The sequence below is a fragment of the Streptomyces sp. 2114.4 genome (assembly GCF_900187385.1).
In the GTDB taxonomy this organism is placed as follows: Bacteria; Actinomycetota; Actinomycetes; order Streptomycetales; family Streptomycetaceae; genus Streptomyces; species Streptomyces mooreae.
This window is the reverse complement of record NZ_FYEY01000001.1, coordinates 5,399,828-5,416,567: the sequence shown is the minus strand read 5'-3', so window position 1 is coordinate 5,416,567 and position 16,740 is coordinate 5,399,828. Positions and strand designations below refer to the sequence as shown.

The following is a 16,740-nucleotide window of genomic DNA, read 5'->3' as shown; positions in this document are numbered from 1 at the left end:
GCGGGTTACGCAACCGGAACACAAGGCACCGGTTCGGCCTCCTGTTCGGAGGCCATCACCCCGTGGCCACAGGGCCACTGCCTGCGCGTCTTGCATGTCGCCTGCCCCGGGAAAGCGGCCTTACGCACCGGGCCGGACCTCCGCTGCCGGAGCGTTGCGGCCCCCTCCCCCTACTGGGCTCCCACCCATTCTTCGGTCCCATCAGCGAACGTCTGGTGCTTCCAGATCGGCACCTCGTGCTTGAGGTCGTCGATCATCCTGCGGCAGGCCTCGAACGCCTCGCCGCGGTGCGGGCAGGACACCGCGACCACCACTGCCAGATCACCGATGCGCAGATCACCCACACGGTGGACGGCGGCCAGCGCCCGCACCGGGAAGTCGGCGATCACCTTCTCGGCGATCCGGCGCATCTCCGCCTCGGCCGTCGGGTGCGCGGAGTAGCCCAGGCCCTCGACGTCGGCGCCGTTGTCGTGCGAGCGGACCGTGCCCACGAACAGGGCCGTACCGCCGGCCGCCGAGTCCCCCACGGCCGCGAACACCTCGTCCACGGACAGCGCGCGCTCGCGGACCTCCAGGAGCCTGATCGGGTCCGGCGCGGCCTGCTCACCGGGGTGGTCGCGGCCGGGGGACGAAGGGGAGGGCGTGCCAGACATACCCCCATCGTGCCGTACGCGGGCACGGTGGGGTATTGCCGGTTCCGCCGGTCGTCCCGGGCGCCGTATGGAGACTTCTCCAGCCCGGCCGGCCCGGTGGCGCTCAGATCCGGCGGCGGGCCTTACGGGCACGGCGTACCAGGGCGGCGGTGCCCAGGAGGGCGACGGTGGCACCGGCGGCGCCCGCGGCGGTGGCGTCCTTGCGGCCCAGCCTGCGGCCCGCGACGGTGTGCCGGCCGGCGACCTCCTCCAGGAGCTCGGCCAGCACCTCCTCGTTCGTCCACCGGGGGCGCCAGCCCGCATCGTGCAGCCGGCTGCCGCTGACCACCCATGGATGCATCGTGTACGCGAGGTCGCCCGCGGGGGACGGCGTCAGGCCGATGCGGTGCAGGCGGGCGGCGGCGCCCAGGGCCACCGAGGACGGCAGCTCCATGCGCCGGATCCCGGAGAGCTCTTCGACCTCCTCCTGCTCCAGCCAGCCGTCGCAGCCCACCGCCAGCTCGCCGTCGACCTTCTCCAGCGCGGCGAACTCCAGGGCGCTGACCAGGTCCTCGACGTGGCAGAACTGCCAGGCGGGACGGGATCCGGCGACAACCAGGAGGCGGGGCGATTCGAAGTAGCGGGTCAGCGCGGTGTCCGTGCCGCCCACCAGGACGGTGGGGCGCAGCACAGTGACGTTCAGGCCGGGGTGTGCGCGGGGCGCACGGTGCGCCAGGTGCTCGATCTCCAGGAGGTCGCCGACACCGGTGGCGTCCGCGGTGGCCCGCAGTTCGGCGTCCTCGGCCAGGGGAACGTCATTGTCGGGCAGCGCCCCGTACACCATGGCGGAGGTGCACAGCACCACCCGGTGGATGCCGGCGGCCGCGGCGGCGGTGAGCACGGTCTGGGTGCCGCGCACGTTGTAGGCGGTGCGCGCCGCGTCGTCGGTCTCCAGGTCGAGGTCGAGTGCCAGGTGGACGACGACGTCGGCGCCGCGCAGCTTGTCGGCGATGGCCGGGTCCCGGACGTCCAGGACGTGCCAGTGCGCCTCGGCGACGTCGCCGCGCCGCTCGTCGATGGCCACCACCTCCTTGACCTCCTCGGAGGCGACCAGGGCGCGGGTGAGCAGCGCACCGACTCCGGAGGCGGCTCCGGTGACGGCCACCACGGGCCGGCGCAGCGGCCGGTCCATGGCCCCACCTGCGCCATCGACTGCCTTCTCGGTCTGGGCCGCAGCGTTTCGCGCTGCGCGAACGGTCGGATCTGGGGAACTCACCGGGCGTCTCCAGCGGTTGTCTTCAGTGCGGACGTGTGGTCATGCGTGCGCACCAGGTGGCGTCCATCCTGCCCCAGCCACCGGGACAGCGAAGCACCGAGCCCCGAAGCGGTCCGGGTGTCTACGCTGGAGGTGATGTCGGGCAGCCGCCGTCGGCCACCTGGTCGGCGGCCCTACGAGCCGAGGAAACCCGTGAGTGACACCCCATTTGGATTCGGCCTTCCGCCGGAGGAGCCGGAGGACGGCGACAACGGCGAGAAGAAGGGCGGCCAGGGAGGTAGCCAGGGCCCCGCAAACCCCTTCGGGTTCGGCGGCGGGAGCGGTGGCGCGGACAATCCCTTCGCGGCGCTCTTCGGCGGCATGGGCGGCCCCGGCGGCGAGATGAACCCTGGCGACCTGGGAGCCGCCTTCCAGAAGCTCGGACAGATGCTCTCCTACGAGGGCGGCCCGGTGAACTGGGACATGGCCAAGGACATTGCGCGGCAGACCGTCGCGCAGGGCGCCGAGGACGGCAGCAAGGACGCGAGCCTGTCGCCGGGTGAGCGCGGCGCGGTCGAGGAGGCCGTACGCCTCGCCGACCTGTGGCTGGACGGTGTGACGTCGCTGCCGTCGGGCTCCGGCTCCGTGGTGGCCTGGAGCCGCGCGGAGTGGGTCGAGGAAACCCTCCCCGTGTGGAAGGACCTGGTCAATCCGCTCGCCGAGCGCGTCGGAGCGGCCATGGGTGACGTCCTGCCCGGGGAGATGCAGGCCATGGCGGGCCCGCTGCTCGGGATGATGCGCTCCATGGGCGGCGCGATGTTCGGCACCCAGATCGGCCAGGCGCTGGGCGTGCTGGCCGGCGAGGTCGTGGGTTCGACGGACATCGGGCTTCCGCTGGGGCCGGCCGGCAAGGCCGCGCTGCTGCCGGGGAACATCGCGAGGTTCGGCGAGGGCCTGGGTGTACCGGAAGAGGAAGTGCGGCTGTATCTGGCCCTGCGCGAGGCCGCCCACCAGCGGCTCTTCGCCCATGTGCCGTGGCTGCGCTCGCATCTGTTCGGTGCCGTCGAGGGCTATGCGCGCGGCATCAAGGTCGACACCACCAAGCTGGAGGACGTGGTCGGCCAGATCGATCCGCAGCATCCCGAGGAGCTGCAGAACGCCCTTCAGCAGGGCATGTTCCAGCCCGAGGACACCCCGGAGCAGAAGGCGGCGCTGGCCCGGCTGGAGACCGCACTGGCCCTCGTCGAGGGCTGGGTGGACGCGGTGGTGCACGCCGCCGCCAAGCCGCATCTGCCATCGGCGGACAAGCTCCGTGAGACGCTGCGGCGGCGCCGGGCCAGCGGTGGTCCCGCCGAGCAGACGTTCTCGACGCTGATCGGTCTGCATCTGCGGCCGCGGCGGCTGCGGGACGCCTCGCGGCTGTGGGCGTCGCTGACGGACGCGCGGGGCCTGGAGGGCCGCGACGGTCTGTGGGAGCACCCGGACATGCTGCCGACGGCGGCGGACCTGGACGACCCGGACGGGTTCGTCCACCACGAGCAGCCGGACTTCTCCGAGCTCGACAAGATGCTCGGCGAGGCCGCGAGCGGCGGCAAGCCCGATCTGGGCAAGCCGGACCCGGGCAGGTCCGCCCGGGAGGACGGCGGCCCGGACGAGGCGTCCGGCGAGAGCAGGGGTGACGGCGGCAAGTGAGTCTGCGAGAGGACGCGGCGCGGGTGCTCAAGGAGTGGCCCGCGCCGTCGCCTGAACAGGAACAGCTGCGGCTGGCGTATCTGGACCACCTCGTCGCCCATCAGGACGGCATGTGGAAGCCCTGCAAGGACGGGCACCTCACGGCCAGTGCGCTGGTGATCGACCCGGCCGGCGGCCGGGTGCTGCTGACCCTGCACCGCAAGCTGGAGATGTGGCTGCAGATGGGCGGCCACTGCGAGCCGGAGGACGCCTCGCTGGCCGGGGCGGCGCTGCGGGAGGCGCGCGAGGAGTCGGGGATCGCCCAGGGGCTGACGCTGCTGCCCGGCGGCCCGGTGCGGCTGGACCGCCATCAGACGCCGTGTGCGGTGCATCTGGACGTCCAGTACGCGGCGTTGGCTCCGGCGGACGCGGTGGCGGCGATCAGCGACGAGTCACTGGATCTGCGGTGGTTCGCCTACGACGAGGTGCCCGGCGTCGCCGATGCGTCGGTGGTGCAGCTGGTCGAGCGCACCCGCGCTCTCCTCTAGACGGCACCTGCGCTCCCCAGCGGGGAGCAGCCACGCTCCCCGCTGGGGAGCAGCGGCCGGGCCGCCGGACGCCAGTGCCCCGGCACCGCTGGACCGCCATGCGCTGCGGCGCCCGCCCTTCCCGGGGCGGGCGCCGAAGTGGGTGCGGCAACGGCGCCCCGAAGTCGCTCAGTTGGTGAAGATGTTGCCCTGGTTCATGCCCCGCGCGCCCTGCTGGCCCATACCGAACTGGGCGGCCACACCGGAGCCCATGACGGCGTTCTGCGGCGGCAGCAGTTCGCTGGGCTGGACCAGTGCGTAGCCCTGGCCGAGGAAGCTGAGCTCCCAGCCCTCGCCCGTGTTGCCGCGCCGGCGCCACACCCCGGAGGAGTGCGTCTGCGCCTGCATCTGCACCCGCAGCGAAGCGGACCAGGCGACCACCGCGTCGGCGTCGGCGTTGACGTACTTGTCGGGCGTGACCTGCAGCATCAGCGGCTCGCCGGAGGTCATCAGGACCACCTTGCCCCGTCCGGAGATGTTGAGCTGGTACTTGCCGGTGCCGGAGATGCCGTACTGGCTGTCGACGGAGACGACCTCCCAGTGGAGGCCGGAGTCCAGCGCCAGGACGTAACTGCTGTCGACGGTCAGGCCGTCGTGGTCGACGTCGACGACATGGACGTACTGGGCGAGGTTGGCCAGGTAGACCGTGCCCTGCCCGGAGACGCGCATCAGGTCCAGGCCCTCGCCGGAGTGCGCGCGGGCGCGCTGCTGGCCGGGCGTCGTGTAGTTGCCGTCGAATTCGAGCAGCCCCTGGTAGGCGACCATGGCGCCCTTACGGGCGAGGAGGTCTTCGTGGCCCTGGAGGGCGACGCGCAGCAGCTGGCTGTTCTGCAGGACGTAGCGGTCCTGGGTCTGCGCCTCGGTGAAGGCGAAAAGCGGACTCTGCATGGCTGTTCGGTCCTCCCCCTCAGCCCCGGGCCCGGAGCCGGTCGGTGCTGTCCTCGCTGGGCTGGACGACGACGAATCCCTGGCCGGAGAAGCCCAGTTGGTACGCCTCGCCGCTGCCGCGCCCGATCATCGAGGACGCCTTGAAGCTGCGCTTGCCCTTCATCTTCAGGTTGGTCGACCAGGCGACCAGGGCGTCCGGGTCCACATAGGTCTCGTCCTCGCCGCGGCCGCAGTCGACGACGATGGGCGTGCCCCGGGAGGTCAGGGCGACCCAGCCGGTGCCGGAGATCCCGACGTTGAAGAGGCCCTGGCCGGCGAACTTCGCCATGCCCTTGACGCGCTGCACGCCCCACTGGAGCTGCGCGTCGAATGCGAGGAGGTTGGTGCCGTTGACGGAGAGCGAATCGCCGTCGAGGTTGATGCAGACCACGTCGGCGCCGTAGTCGGCGAGGTAGAGCAGACCGTCTCCGGAGCACTTCATCAGGGGTGCGCCTTCGCCGGTGAGCCATTGGGAGGCCATCTGGCGGACGGCGGGCGGGTTCGGCTCGTACTGGACGAAGCCTTCGTAGGCGACCATCGAGCCGGTGCGCGCGAAGACGTCCTGGCCGCTCTGCATGGCGATCTTCACCATGGCGCTGCCGTGGTTCTCCATACGGGCGGCGGGCGGGGTCGGGGCGTAGCCCGACAGCTGCTGCTGGTTCATGACGTGCGGGCTCCCTCAGACCTCGTAGGGCTGGACGACGATGAAGTTGCCGGGCGCACCGCGGAACTGGAGGTTCACGGTCTCGCCCGAGTGGCCGGGGAAGGCGTGCCGACGCAGGCTCACCTGGCTGGAGATGATCACCTGCGAACCCGCGGACCAGGCCACGATGGCGTTGGCGTCGGCGAAGGTGGTCGGGGTGACCGGCAGGACGACCGGGGTGCCCTGGGTCTTGACGACGAGGGTGCCGGTCCCCTGGAACTGCATGGTGAACAGGGCGCCACCGGGGATGCCGTGGCCCTCGATCCTGCGGACCTCGTGCTGCAGCGACTCGTCGAAGGCGAGGACGCTGTCGGCGGACACACAGATGGCGTCGCCCTGCAGCTCGATGGGGTGGACGTGGGCGCTGTTCTCGGCGAAGAAGACCTGGCCCTGGCCGGTGCAGCGCATCAGCTGCATTTCCTGGCCGGTGGCGTTGCCGACGATCCGGCCGCGGAAGCCGGCGCCCTTGTAGCCGAAGTCGACCTTGCCCTGGTAGAGCACCATGCTGCCCTGGCGGGCGAGCACCGGCTGGCCGTCGACGCCGAGGTCGACGCGGATCAGCTTGCTGTTCTGCGGGGTCCAGCGCCGGCCGGTGGGGGCTTCCTTGTACTTGTCCAGGACGACGCCGAGGCTCGGGCCGCCGCCCTGGGGGACCGCCGGGGTCTGGCCGCCGCCGTACGGGGCGCCCGGGGGCTGCTGTCCCGGCTGCCCGTAGGGGGCGGGCTGCGGGGGTCCGTATCCGCCGGGCGGCGGGGCGGGCTGCCCGTAGGGCGGTGCCTGCGGGGCCTGCTGGCCGGGGAAGCCGCCGGGTGCGGTCTGCTGCCGGCCGTACGGGTCCTGACCGGGCGCCGGCTGACCGTACGGGGCCGGCGGCTGCTGGCCGGGCGGGCCGGGCACAGCGGGCGGGGCCGGCGGCGCGGCGAGGGTGGGCGCGAGGTGCACCTGCGGCTCGGTGGGCTGCGGCGCGGCCGGGGGCGCCTGCGGCGCGCCCTGGGGCGGGCCGAAGTCGGGCGCGGGCTGCTGCGGTGCGGGGGCGGCGGGCACCCCGAAGGACGGTGCGGGGGCCGCCGCACCGGAGGGCGGCGCGAAGCCGGGCGCGCCCTGTGCCGCGGGGGGCGGCGCCGGGGCCTCGGCCTCCTCGGCGACCTCGCCGCCGAAGTTCTTCAGCAGCGCCTCCAGTCCGCCGTCGAAGCCCTGGCCGACGGCGGCGAAGCGCCAGACGTCCTTGAGGTAGAAGTCGCCCAGCATGACGGCGCGTTCGGTGCTGAACTCGCTGCCGGTGAAGGAGTAGCGGGCGACCTCTTCGCCGCCGGCCACGATCCGGAGGTAGCCGGGGCCGATCTGCGAGACCTGGCCCGCACCGTCGAGCGCGGCGGTGAAGGAGAGCTTCTGGATGTGCGGCGGGATCTTGTCGAGGGTGACCCGGAAGGACTCGCTGTCGCCGGCCTGCGCCCCGAGCAGCTGGACCGATTCCTCGGGCGTCTTGGGCTGGTTGAAGAAGACGAAGTACCGGTCGTCGGACAGCCGCTCGTCGGCGTCCAGTCCGAAGCAGCTGATGTCGAAGGTCAGGCCGGGTCCGGCGATCTGCACGCCGACGTACAGATCCGTTCCCGCCGTCAGATCACCGATCTTGGCCTTGTGGCCCCGCTGGAATTCCCTGGCCATACGTAACGTCCGTCCCCCGCTCCGCTGTGAGTTCCTTCTGCGCGCCAGGCTAACCGCTGGCGCCGACAGCGGGCGATGCCGGGGCGCGGCGGATCTCGCCCGGTGCCGCGTCAGTCGTCGCGGGCGGCGGGCAGATGGGGCAGCCGGTCGGCCGCGACCACCCCTTCGAGGTAGCCGCGGGCCCGCTCCGTACGGGGGTAGGCCTCCAGCAGCCGCCAGAAACGGGGACCGTGGCCGGGGACGAGCAGATGGGCGAGTTCGTGCAGCAGGACGTAGTCGACGACGTACTCCGGCATGCCCTGGAGGCGGTGCGAGAGGCGGATGCTGCCCTCCGCGGGGGTGCACGATCCCCAGCGGGTGTTCTGGTTGGTCACCCAGCGCACCGACGCGGGGCTGGCGCGGCCGTCCAGATACTGGCCGGACAGCCGCTCGGCACGCCGGGCCAGCTCGCCGTCGCCCAGCATCCGCTTGCTCTCCTGGGCGGCGAGCTTGTCGAGCATGACGGTGACCCAACGCCGTTCCTCTGCCTCGGACATGCGCGCCGGGATGAGGACCACCGTGCGGTTGCCCTCGCGGTACGCCGAGACCGTTCTGCGCCGCCGTGAGCTGCGGCGCACCTCGACGGCGCTGGTGCCCGACCCGCGGGCCCGGGGGCTCGGAGAAGCCTCGCGCGATGTGTCGGCGGCGCGGCGCAGGGGGGTTTCCCCCGGGCCGTGGGAAGGGTCGGCGGGCACGCGCCCGACGTTACCCGCTGGCAGTGCGGGAAGTCCCGCCCCGCGGACGGTTCGCCCGCCGAACCACTCCATGGCGTGCACTGCTTGTACGACCGGCAGCCCCTGCCTGTGGATAACTTCCGCAGGAATCCGCGGCACGGCGCATGCTGGGAGCCGGACGACGAAGGACGGGGGCGGATATGCGGCATCCGATGCTCAAGCCCGCGCTGCGGCGCGGCTGGCGGGACAGGGAAACGGTGCGGTTCGGTGTGGCGCCGGCGCATGCGCTGGTGGTCGGCCCGGTCGATACGGCGACCGGAAGCTTCCTCTCGCTGATCGACGGCACGCGCACGCTGCCGCAACTGATCGAGGAGGCCGCGTTACTGGACCTCCCGCCCGAACACGTACGGGGTGTGGTGGACCGGCTCGGCGCGGCCGGGCTGCTGGAAGCCCCCACCGCCGGCGGCCCGCCGGCCGAGGCGGTCCGGGCGGACCAGGCCGCCTTCGAACAGCTGCGGCCCGACCTGGCGTCCCTCTCGGTGCGGCATCCCGAGCCCGCGGGCGCGCTGAGCCGGATGGGGGCGCGTCGCGCGGTCCGGGCGCGGGTCAAGGGGGCGGGGCGGGTCGGCGCCGCGATCGCGGCGCTGCTCTCGGCCTCGGGGGCCGGCCGGGTGGAGGTGGTCGACGGCGGCACGGTCCAGCCGTGGGACGTGCTGCCCGGCGGGCTGCCGGCCGAGCAGACCGGTGAGCGGCGCGCCGTCGCGGCGCGACGGCTGGTCACCCGCTGCTCCCCCTGGGCCCGTACCCCGCGGCCGAGGGTCCCGGTCAGCGAATCCGGCGAACCCGGGCTGTCCCTCGTGGTGCTCGCCCCGCGCGACGGACTCGGCGCGTACGCCCCCGATCCCGTGCTCTGCGAACCGCTGCTCACCGCCGGCATCCCGCATCTTTACGCGGGGGTGATCGAGGGCACGGGTGTGGTGGGTCCCTTGGTACTGCCTGGAGGTTCGGCCTGTGCCCGCTGCGATGAACTACGCCGTACGGACGCGGAGCCGGCCTGGCCGCGGCTGCTGGCGCAGTGGCGGTCGGGACGGGGTTCCCCCGCGGTGCCGGCCTGCGATGCCGCGCTGGCGACCGCGGTCGCGGGGGTCGCCGCCGTCCAGGCACTGACGTTCCTCGATGGTGAACTGCCGCCGTGCACAGGGGCGCGGATGGAGCTCGCCGCACCGTGTGCCACCGTGCGGACGGTGCGGATCGAGCCGCATCCGGAGTGCGGCTGCGGCGCTGCCGGTCCGCCCGGTACGACGGGCGCCTCGGATCCTCGGCCGTGACACGCCACAATGACGGAGTAACCCCGGTTGGGGGACAGTGTGAGTTGGAGGGGCACATGTCTGATCTTCCCCGCAAGGCGGTCACCCGCACCGCCAAGCTGGCCGCGCTGCCACTGGGGTTCGCCGGCCGTGCCACCTGGGGCCTCGGCAAGCGGATCGGCGGCAGATCCGCGGAAATCGTCGGCCGGGAGCTGCAACAGCGCACCGCGGAACAGCTCTTCAAGGTGCTCGGTGAGCTGAAGGGCGGGGCGATGAAGTTCGGGCAGGCGCTGTCCGTCTTCGAGTCGGCACTGCCCGAGGAGATCGCCGGACCCTACCGCGCCGCCCTGACGAAGCTTCAGGAGGCGGCGCCTCCGATGCCGACCAGCACGGTGCACTCCGTCCTGGCGGAACGGCTCGGCGAGGACTGGCGGGAGCTGTTCGAGGAGTTCGAGGACAAGCCGGCCGCGGCGGCCTCGATCGGGCAGGTCCACCGTGCGGTGTGGCACGACGGCCGCGAGGTGGCGGTCAAGGTGCAGTATCCGGGTGCCGGCCAGGCGCTGTTGTCGGACCTGGCACAGCTGAGCCGGTTCGCGCGGCTCCTGGGCCCGCTGATCCCGGGCATGGACATCAAACCGCTGATCACCGAGCTGCGTGACCGGGTGTCGGAGGAGCTGGACTACTCCCTGGAGGCAGCGGCCCAGCGGGCGCATGCCGAGGAGTTCGCCGACGACCCGGACGTGGTGGTGCCGGCCGTGGTGCACCAGTGCGACGAGGTGCTGGTGACGGAGTGGATGGACGGGGTGCCGCTGTCGGTGGTGATCGCGGACGGCACCGACGAGCAGCGGGACCGTGCCGGTCAGCTGCTGGCCCGCTTCCTCTTCTCCGGCCCTGCCCGTACGGGCCTGCTGCATGCCGACCCGCATCCGGGCAACTTCCGGCTGTTGGCCGGAAACTTCCCGGACGGCCCGGTCGAGGAGTGGCGGCTGGGGGTGCTGGACTTCGGCACCGTCGACCGGCTGCCCGAGGGGCTGCCGCCGACGATCGGGACCTCGCTGCGGATGACGTTGGAGGGCGAGGCGGACGCCGTCTACCAGCTGCTGTGCGAGGAGGGCTTCGTCAAGGAGTCCATCGAGCTGGACCCGGACGCGGTGCTGGACTATCTCCTGCCGATCATCGAGCCCGCGCTGGTGGACGCCTTCACCTTCACCCGGAGCTGGATGCGCCATCAGGCCACCCGGATCGGCGATCCGCGCTCTCCTGCCCACCAGTTGGGCAAGCAGCTCAATCTGCCGCCCTCGTACCTCCTGATCCACCGGGTGACCTTGAGCACGATCGGGGTGCTGTGCCAGCTGGGGGCGACGGTACGGCTGCGCGACGAGCTGGAGGCGTGGCTGCCCGGCTTTGTGCCCGAGGAGGAGCCGGCCGCCCCGGACATCGCCGGTGCCGACCCCCTCGGGGACGACGAGATCGGTGCGGAGCTCGGGAAGGAGTCCGTCGAGGAGACCACGGTCTGAGCCGGGCCCACCGCGCCACACGAGCCCGTCCTGTCCGCTCCGGCCGGCGGAGCGGACAGGACGGCCCGGGGGCAGCCGGCTCCGGCGGCGGCCGGCCTCACCACCAGCTGGAATCCAGGCGCCCTTCGATGGCCCGGATGTTCTCCCGCGCACAGTGGTGGCAGAAGTAGCGGCGCTCACCGTTCTCGACGGAGCAGGTCCAGGTCGGCCCGGCGCCCTCGGCGACCGCGCCGCAGCCGGCGCACATCGTGTTCCCGTCGGCCAACTCCGCGCGTTCATGCGTCTTCTGGTCCACCAGCCGACGATATCCCCGCCGGACCCGCGAAACGGGATACAACGCACCATGGGGCCCGCCCTGTCGGACGGACCCCATGGGTGGCGGCATCAGCGCCTTACTGCATCACGGCCATGGCCAGCGCCCGGCGGGCACGGAGCGACGCGCGCTCGGCGCGCCGCTGCATACGCCGCGCGGCCGCGAGCCGGTGCGCCCTGCGTTCCGATTCGGCCTCCCGGAGGCGTTGGTGCATATGCGCACGCGCCAGAGCTTCTGGGATGAGTTGCATGGCGAGGTTCCTGTTCTGACGCGACTCGGTCGCGTCGGTGTTCACAAGGACGGGGGTGTCGGTGAGGGAGGGGTTCATCGTGAGGTCCTGCTTCTGGGGGTCCCGGGTGAGGGGACGGTCGATCGTTCCTGTGCCGATGGTGTTCATGCCGCGACCGGGTTCTTGCGCGGACGGCCACGCGGCCGCTTCCGCGGCACGACGACGCCCTGGACGAAGAGCTCGCCGCCCCAGACGCCCCACGGCTCACGGCGGTCTTTGGCACCGGCGAGGCAGGCCTCACGGACCGGACAGGTCTGGCACAGCGTCTTGGCGTACTCGACGTCGGCCGGGGACTCGGCGAAGAAGACCTCGGGGTCGTAGGTGCGGCACGGAACGGCGGCGCCGAGGCGGTCGATCTCGTCGTCGAGCTCGGTGAGGGGAAGCAAGGAGTTCTCCTGAGGGTCGGGCGGAGGGATCAGGTCGGTGGCTACGGACGGGGTGTGCGTCTGCAGTTGCACGGTGGTGTGTTCCTCGTCTGTTCGGCCCGGCTGGTGGCGGGCGCGCTTGTGGGGGTCCCCCCTAGCCGGAGGCTTGGGGGAAAACAAAAGGGCCGCGGATCCCGGTGTGGGTTCCGCGGCCCTGGAAGGTGCCGACCTGATCGTGCCGATCAGGCTGGATCTCTCCAGGGTTCGTGGCCGCGGTAGGCCCACGTTTCATGCTGCGTCTGGTACTGCTTCCGGGATCCGGCACCATTGGCCGCCGCGAAGACAAGGGCATTCGCCGATGCCGCCGCTGCTACCGCAGGTGCCTCGGTCGGTCGCTCGCTCCGCTCGCCGCGCGTCAGCACAGCGAGGGACTCGGGACGCGCGACTCCCATACCGGACAGGCGGCCGAAGCCGGACATACCGGTACCAGGGAGCGAGGAGCCGAGCGGGCAGGTGGCGACGACCGAGAGATCGGTCATTTTGTTGGTCTCGATGATGCTGATCACTGGGCTCGCCTCCTCTCGGCGTCTCGGTGGACCGGGAATCCCGTTCCAGGGTGTTCAAGTACAGCACGGATCCATCGGATCTCGGAAAGAAACCGTTGTCTCCGTTGCTTGTGAAGGCTATGGGGATGCGCTCCGCGCGCGCAAACTATTTTTCCGACGAGTTTTTCGCGGCGTCCCCGGGCCCGTCCTCCGAGGCCCCCACGAGCTCCTCGCCGGCACAGATTGCCAGCACGTCACTGCCGTAGCGGTCGAACTTCCGCCGCCCCACCCCGGAGATGACCGCAAGCTCCGCTTCGGTTCCCGGCACGGCCTCCGCGATCGCCATCAGGGTCTTGTCGGTGAAGACGCAGTAGGCGGGCTGCCGGGAACGCGCCGCCTGCTCGGCCCGCCACGCGCACAGCCGCTCGTAAAGCGCCTCGTCGAGCTCCGAGGGGCAGTCCTCGCACCGCATCAGCTTCATCTCGCCCGCGTCGGTGAGGGTCCTGTTGCAGACCCGGCAGCGGGCCGGGCTGCGGTGCCGGGGGCGCCGAGCCACCGCAGCCGCCCCGTCGCCGCGCTCGATGCCCCCGGAGAGCGCGCCCGGCGCCCGGCGGCCGGCCGCCGCCCCGGACCCGGGCCGCAGGCCGCTGAGGAAGCGGCTGGCGCGGCGGGAGGCCCGCCCGCCGGGAGAGCGCGCCAGCGACCAGGACAGGCCCAGATGCAGCCGGGCGCGGGTGACGCCGACATAGAGCAGCCGGCGCTCCTCCTCGATCTGCTCGTCAGTCTTGGCGTAGGTGATCGGCAGCATGCCCTCGGTGAGGCCGACCAGGAAGACGGCATCCCACTCCAGGCCCTTGGCAGCGTGCAGGGACGCCAGGGTCACCCCTTCGACCGTCGGGGCGTGCTGGACGTTCGCCCGCTCGTCCAGCTCGGCGACGAGGTCCGCGAGGGTGGCCGCGGGCCGGGCCCTGGCGAAGTCCTCGGCCAGCCGGACCAAGGCCGCCAGGGACTCCCAGCGGTCCCGCACCGCCCCGGAGCCGGCCGGCGGCCTGCTCGTCCAGCCCATGTCGCTGAGCACCGCCCGCACCTCGGACGGCAGATCCATGGCGTCGTCGAGCAGCGCGTCGTTGGCACCGAAACGGGCGGCGCCGCGCAGCTTGACTCCGGCCTCGCGCACCTCGGGCCGCTCGAAGAACCGCTCGGCGCCCCGCAGCTGATACGGCACCCCGGCGTCCGCCAGCGCCTGCTCGTAGACCTCGGACTGGGCGTTGATGCGGAAGAGCACGGCGATCTCCCCGGCGGGCACACCGGCGGCGATCAGGTCACGGATCCGGCGGGCGGTGCCCTCGGCCTCGGCGGGCTCGTCGGCGTACTCCGTGTACACGGGCTCGGGGCCGGCCTCGCGCTGCGAGACCAGTTCCAGGCGCTGCTCGGCGGCGCGCCCCTTGGCCTGGGAGAGCAGACCGTTGGCGAGGTGCACGACCTGGGGGCTGGAGCGGTAGTCGCGGACGAGCCTGACGACCGTCGCGTTCGGATGGCGGGTGCGGAAGTTGAGGAGGTGGTCCGGGGTGGCGCCGGTGAAGCTGTAGATCGTCTGGCCGGCGTCGCCGACCACGCAGAGGGTGTCGCGGTCCCCCAGCCACAGCTCCAGCAGCCGCTGCTGGAGCGGGCTGACGTCCTGGTACTCGTCGACGACGAAGTGCTGGTACTGGGCCCGGACCTGCTCGGCGATGTCGTGCCGGTCCTGCAGCACACCGACGGTGAGCAGCAGCACATCCTCGAAGTCGATGCTGCCGCGCTCGCGCTTGAGCTGTTCATACGTGCGGTAGATCTGCCCGACCTCGGCCGGGTCACGAGGGGCCTCGCGGCCGGCCTTGACGACGGCGGCGGGGTAGTCGGCCGGCACGGTCTGGGTGACCTTGGACCATTCGATCTCGGCCGTGACATCGCGCAGCTCATTGCGGTCCAGCCGGATGCCGCAGCGGGCGGCGGCCTCGGCGACGAGCTGGATCTTGCGCTCCAGCAGCCGCGGGACCTCACCGCCGACGGCCTTCGGCCAGAAGAACTGGAGCTGCCGCAGGGCGGCGGAGTGGAACGTCCTGGCCTGGACCCCGCCCGCGCCGAGCTGCCGCAGCCGGCCGCGCATCTCGCCGGCCGCGCGGGCCGTGAACGTGACCGCGAGCACACTCGCGGGCTGCAGGATCCCGGCCCGCACCCCGTAGGCGATCCGGTGGGTGATCGCGCGGGTCTTGCCCGTGCCGGCACCGGCCAGCACGCAGACGGGACCGTGCAGAGCCGTGGCGACCTCGCGCTGCTCGGGGTCGAGCCCGTCGAGCACCCCGTCGGCCGAGTCAGGCACCTGCGGGAAGAGAGAGGAGTCCGTTGCTGCTGTCACCCCGCCATGCTGCCAGGTCCGCGCGGCCGCCCGGGAAGCCCGTCCACAGCCGCCGCACCCCGGTCGTACGCATCACGGCCCCTGTGGACAACGGCCGGCACGCGGCCGCGGAGGGTGCTTTGCTTTTCTCAGCGGCGAGCAGCCGGCGCAGAGCGGCGCAGCGGCAGCGGCAGCAGCAGCAGCGGGAAGGGGCGGTGGGGGCTGAGGCGAGGCCGGTGGGGGCGGTCTCTCGGGGGTGTGGGTGGGGAGGGGGGAGGGGTGGGGGTGGCCCCCCGGGAATGCCCCGGGCACGTCGTACGTTGTGGTGCTTGGCCGCGCCGAGTGCCGAGTACGGCGTCGGGCGGTTTCGGATCAAGACTTAACGAAGGAGCGCGGGACGCATGGCGGGCACTGTGACGATGTACAGCACGACCTGGTGCGGCTACTGCCGTCGGCTGAAGGGCCAGATGGACCGCGAGGGCATCGCGTACACCGAGATCAACATCGAGCACGACCCGGAGTCCGCGGCGTTCGTGGAGAAGGCGAACGGCGGCAACCAGACCGTGCCGACCGTGCGGTTCCCCGACGGCTCGACGCTGACCAACCCGTCCCTGGCGCAGGTCAAGGAGAAGGTCGGGGCCTGACAGCCGATGGCCGGACGGCTCGACGGCTCGACGGCTCGACGGCTCGACGGCTCGACGGCCGGATGGTCTGACGGCTGCGCTCCGTGTGCACGCGGCAGGCCGTCGGCCGGACCCCATGTGGGACCGGCCGACGGCCTGCTGGCTGCTGCCTGCTGCGTACCGTCTGCCCGCTGGCTGCTGCCTGACGGCGTCGGGGGCGGACTGCCATACGGCCCGCCCGCCCCCGCTCACCGTCCAGCGCTCACGGCTTGGGCAGCGGCTTGCCGTACCAGAGCTCGATGAGGCGGGCGGCGATGGAGATGCCGTAGGGCGGAAGGACCTCGCCGGACTCGAAGGCGGCGCGCAGGTCCTCGCGGGAGAACCAGCGGGCCTCTTCGATCTCCTCGCCGTCGACCTGGATCTCGGACGACGTGGCGCGCGCCATGAAGCCCAGCATCAGGCTGGAGGGGAAGGGCCAGGGCTGGCTGGCGATGTACTCGACATCGCCGACGACGACGCCGGCCTCCTCGGAGACTTCACGCGCCACCGACTGCTCGATGGACTCACCCGGCTCGACGAAGCCGGCAAGGGTGGAGAAGCGGCCCTCGGGCCAGTGGACCTGCCGGCCCAGGAGGGCGCGGTCCTCCTCGTCGGTGACGAGCATGATCACCGCCGGGTCGGTGCGTGGGTAGTGCTCGGCGCCGCACGCCGGGCAGCGGCGGATGTGCCCCGCGGCGGCGATGACGGTGCGCTCGCCGCAGCGTGAGCAGAAGCGGTGCAGGCGCTGCCAGTTTTCGAGGGCGACGGCGTGCACCAGCAGGCCCGCGTCGCGGGGCGACAGCAGCAGACCGGCCTCGCGCAGGCCCGCCGGGCGCGCGGACTGGTCCATGCGGCCGGGCAGCGAGTCCTTCTGGAGGGCGAAGTAGCTGACGCCCTCGTCGTCGGTGCCGAGGTAGTAGCGGTGGGCCTCGGTCAGCGGCGCCTCGAAGGACGGCGTCATGATCAGCTCGGTGCGGCCGTCAGGGGTGTCGTCGATCAGCGCCTGTCCGCCGGACACCACGAAGACGCGCGTCGTCGGGTGGCTCCAGGCCGCCGCCAGCCATGCCTCGTCGAGACGGTGATGGGCGGAGCGGTCAATTCCGCTCGGCGCGCTGAACGTGAGCGGCCGGCCGGCGGTGTGGTCGGTCCAGGTGGTCACTGCTGTTTCCAACTCCCCCTGTGGCGTGGGTGATTGCTGCGTACGGGCGCGGAGCG

Annotated in this window: 17 protein-coding genes; 5 read left to right on the top strand and 12 right to left on the bottom strand. The window is 72.3% G+C overall.

Features of this window, described 5'->3' with window-relative positions; translation table 11 throughout:
- Positions 1-170: 170 nt before the first annotated feature.
- Complete coding sequence (locus CFW40_RS23975; RefSeq protein WP_088799841.1) at positions 171-653, bottom strand: molybdenum cofactor biosynthesis protein MoaE; 483 nt, start codon at positions 651-653, stop codon at positions 171-173.
- 103 nt (positions 654-756) lie between these two features.
- Positions 757-1,908, bottom strand: coding sequence for an SDR family oxidoreductase (locus tag CFW40_RS23970; protein ID WP_088799839.1), 1,152 nt, complete (start codon positions 1,906-1,908; stop codon positions 757-759).
- A gap of 192 nt (positions 1,909-2,100) precedes the next feature.
- On the opposite strand from CFW40_RS23970, the gene CFW40_RS23965 reads away from it, so the two are divergent.
- Positions 2,101-3,579, top strand: a complete 1,479-nt coding sequence (locus CFW40_RS23965) for a zinc-dependent metalloprotease (protein WP_088799837.1) — start codon at positions 2,101-2,103, stop codon at positions 3,577-3,579.
- Complete coding sequence (locus CFW40_RS23960; protein ID WP_088799836.1) at positions 3,576-4,106, top strand: NUDIX hydrolase; 531 nt, start codon at positions 3,576-3,578, stop codon at positions 4,104-4,106. Before CFW40_RS23965 ends, CFW40_RS23960 begins: the two co-directional genes overlap by 4 nt.
- 168 nt (positions 4,107-4,274) lie before the next feature.
- On the opposite strand, the gene CFW40_RS23955 is transcribed toward CFW40_RS23960, so the two are convergent.
- The 4 genes from CFW40_RS23955 to CFW40_RS23940 all read right to left on the bottom strand — a co-directional run bounded on the left by CFW40_RS23955 (position 4,275) and on the right by CFW40_RS23940 (position 8,174).
- Positions 4,275-5,033, bottom strand: a complete 759-nt coding sequence (locus CFW40_RS23955; protein WP_088799835.1) for an AIM24 family protein — start codon at positions 5,031-5,033, stop codon at positions 4,275-4,277.
- A 19-nt stretch (positions 5,034-5,052) separates the two neighbouring features.
- Positions 5,053-5,736, bottom strand: coding sequence for an AIM24 family protein (locus CFW40_RS23950; RefSeq protein WP_088799833.1), 684 nt, complete (start codon positions 5,734-5,736; stop codon positions 5,053-5,055).
- Positions 5,737-5,751: 15 nt separating this feature from the next.
- A complete protein-coding gene (locus CFW40_RS23945) occupies positions 5,752-7,440 on the bottom strand; it encodes a TerD family protein (RefSeq protein ID WP_088799831.1) in 1,689 nt (562 codons plus the stop codon).
- Between the two features lie 110 nt (positions 7,441-7,550).
- Positions 7,551-8,174, bottom strand: a complete 624-nt coding sequence (locus tag CFW40_RS23940; RefSeq protein ID WP_088799829.1) for a M48 family metallopeptidase — start codon at positions 8,172-8,174, stop codon at positions 7,551-7,553.
- 179 nt (positions 8,175-8,353) lie between these two features.
- On the opposite strand from CFW40_RS23940, the gene CFW40_RS23935 reads away from it, so the two are divergent.
- On the top strand, positions 8,354-9,481 hold the full coding sequence (locus CFW40_RS23935; RefSeq protein ID WP_256331310.1) for a ThiF family adenylyltransferase: 1,128 nt from the start codon (positions 8,354-8,356) through the stop codon (positions 9,479-9,481).
- 56 nt (positions 9,482-9,537) lie between these two features.
- Positions 9,538-10,977, top strand: coding sequence for an AarF/ABC1/UbiB kinase family protein (locus CFW40_RS23930; RefSeq protein WP_088799827.1), 1,440 nt, complete (start codon positions 9,538-9,540; stop codon positions 10,975-10,977).
- Between the two features lie 97 nt (positions 10,978-11,074).
- Here CFW40_RS23930 and CFW40_RS23925 read toward each other — a convergent pair whose 3' ends face one another.
- The 5 genes from CFW40_RS23925 to CFW40_RS23905 all read right to left on the bottom strand — a co-directional run bounded on the left by CFW40_RS23925 (position 11,075) and on the right by CFW40_RS23905 (position 14,884).
- Positions 11,075-11,272, bottom strand: a complete 198-nt coding sequence (locus tag CFW40_RS23925; RefSeq protein ID WP_088799825.1) for a hypothetical protein — start codon at positions 11,270-11,272, stop codon at positions 11,075-11,077.
- A gap of 97 nt (positions 11,273-11,369) precedes the next feature.
- Positions 11,370-11,687, bottom strand: coding sequence for a hypothetical protein (locus CFW40_RS23920; RefSeq protein ID WP_088799823.1), 318 nt, complete (start codon positions 11,685-11,687; stop codon positions 11,370-11,372).
- A complete protein-coding gene (locus CFW40_RS23915) occupies positions 11,684-12,037 on the bottom strand; it encodes a WhiB family transcriptional regulator (protein WP_026169602.1) in 354 nt (117 codons plus the stop codon). The genes CFW40_RS23920 and CFW40_RS23915 overlap by 4 nt, the downstream gene beginning before the upstream one ends.
- 149 nt (positions 12,038-12,186) lie before the next feature.
- Positions 12,187-12,510 carry a hypothetical protein gene (locus tag CFW40_RS23910; RefSeq protein ID WP_088799822.1) on the bottom strand — a complete coding sequence of 108 codons (324 nt, stop codon included), beginning with the start codon at positions 12,508-12,510 and terminating at the stop codon, positions 12,187-12,189.
- A gap of 145 nt (positions 12,511-12,655) precedes the next feature.
- Complete coding sequence (locus CFW40_RS23905) at positions 12,656-14,884, bottom strand: ATP-dependent DNA helicase UvrD2 (RefSeq protein ID WP_088799821.1); 2,229 nt, start codon at positions 14,882-14,884, stop codon at positions 12,656-12,658.
- A 380-nt stretch (positions 14,885-15,264) separates the two neighbouring features.
- Here CFW40_RS23905 and CFW40_RS23900 point away from each other — a divergent pair, with 380 nt between their 5' ends.
- The gene (locus tag CFW40_RS23900; protein WP_088799819.1) at positions 15,265-15,507 is read left to right on the top strand and encodes a mycoredoxin; all 243 of its coding nucleotides are present in this window, start codon (positions 15,265-15,267) and stop codon (positions 15,505-15,507) included.
- A 241-nt stretch (positions 15,508-15,748) separates the two neighbouring features.
- Here the strand turns inward: CFW40_RS23900 and nudC are convergent, their stop codons facing one another.
- On the bottom strand, positions 15,749-16,684 hold the full coding sequence (nudC, locus tag CFW40_RS23895; RefSeq protein WP_088799817.1) for an NAD(+) diphosphatase: 936 nt from the start codon (positions 16,682-16,684) through the stop codon (positions 15,749-15,751).
- Positions 16,685-16,740: the final 56 nt, after the last annotated feature.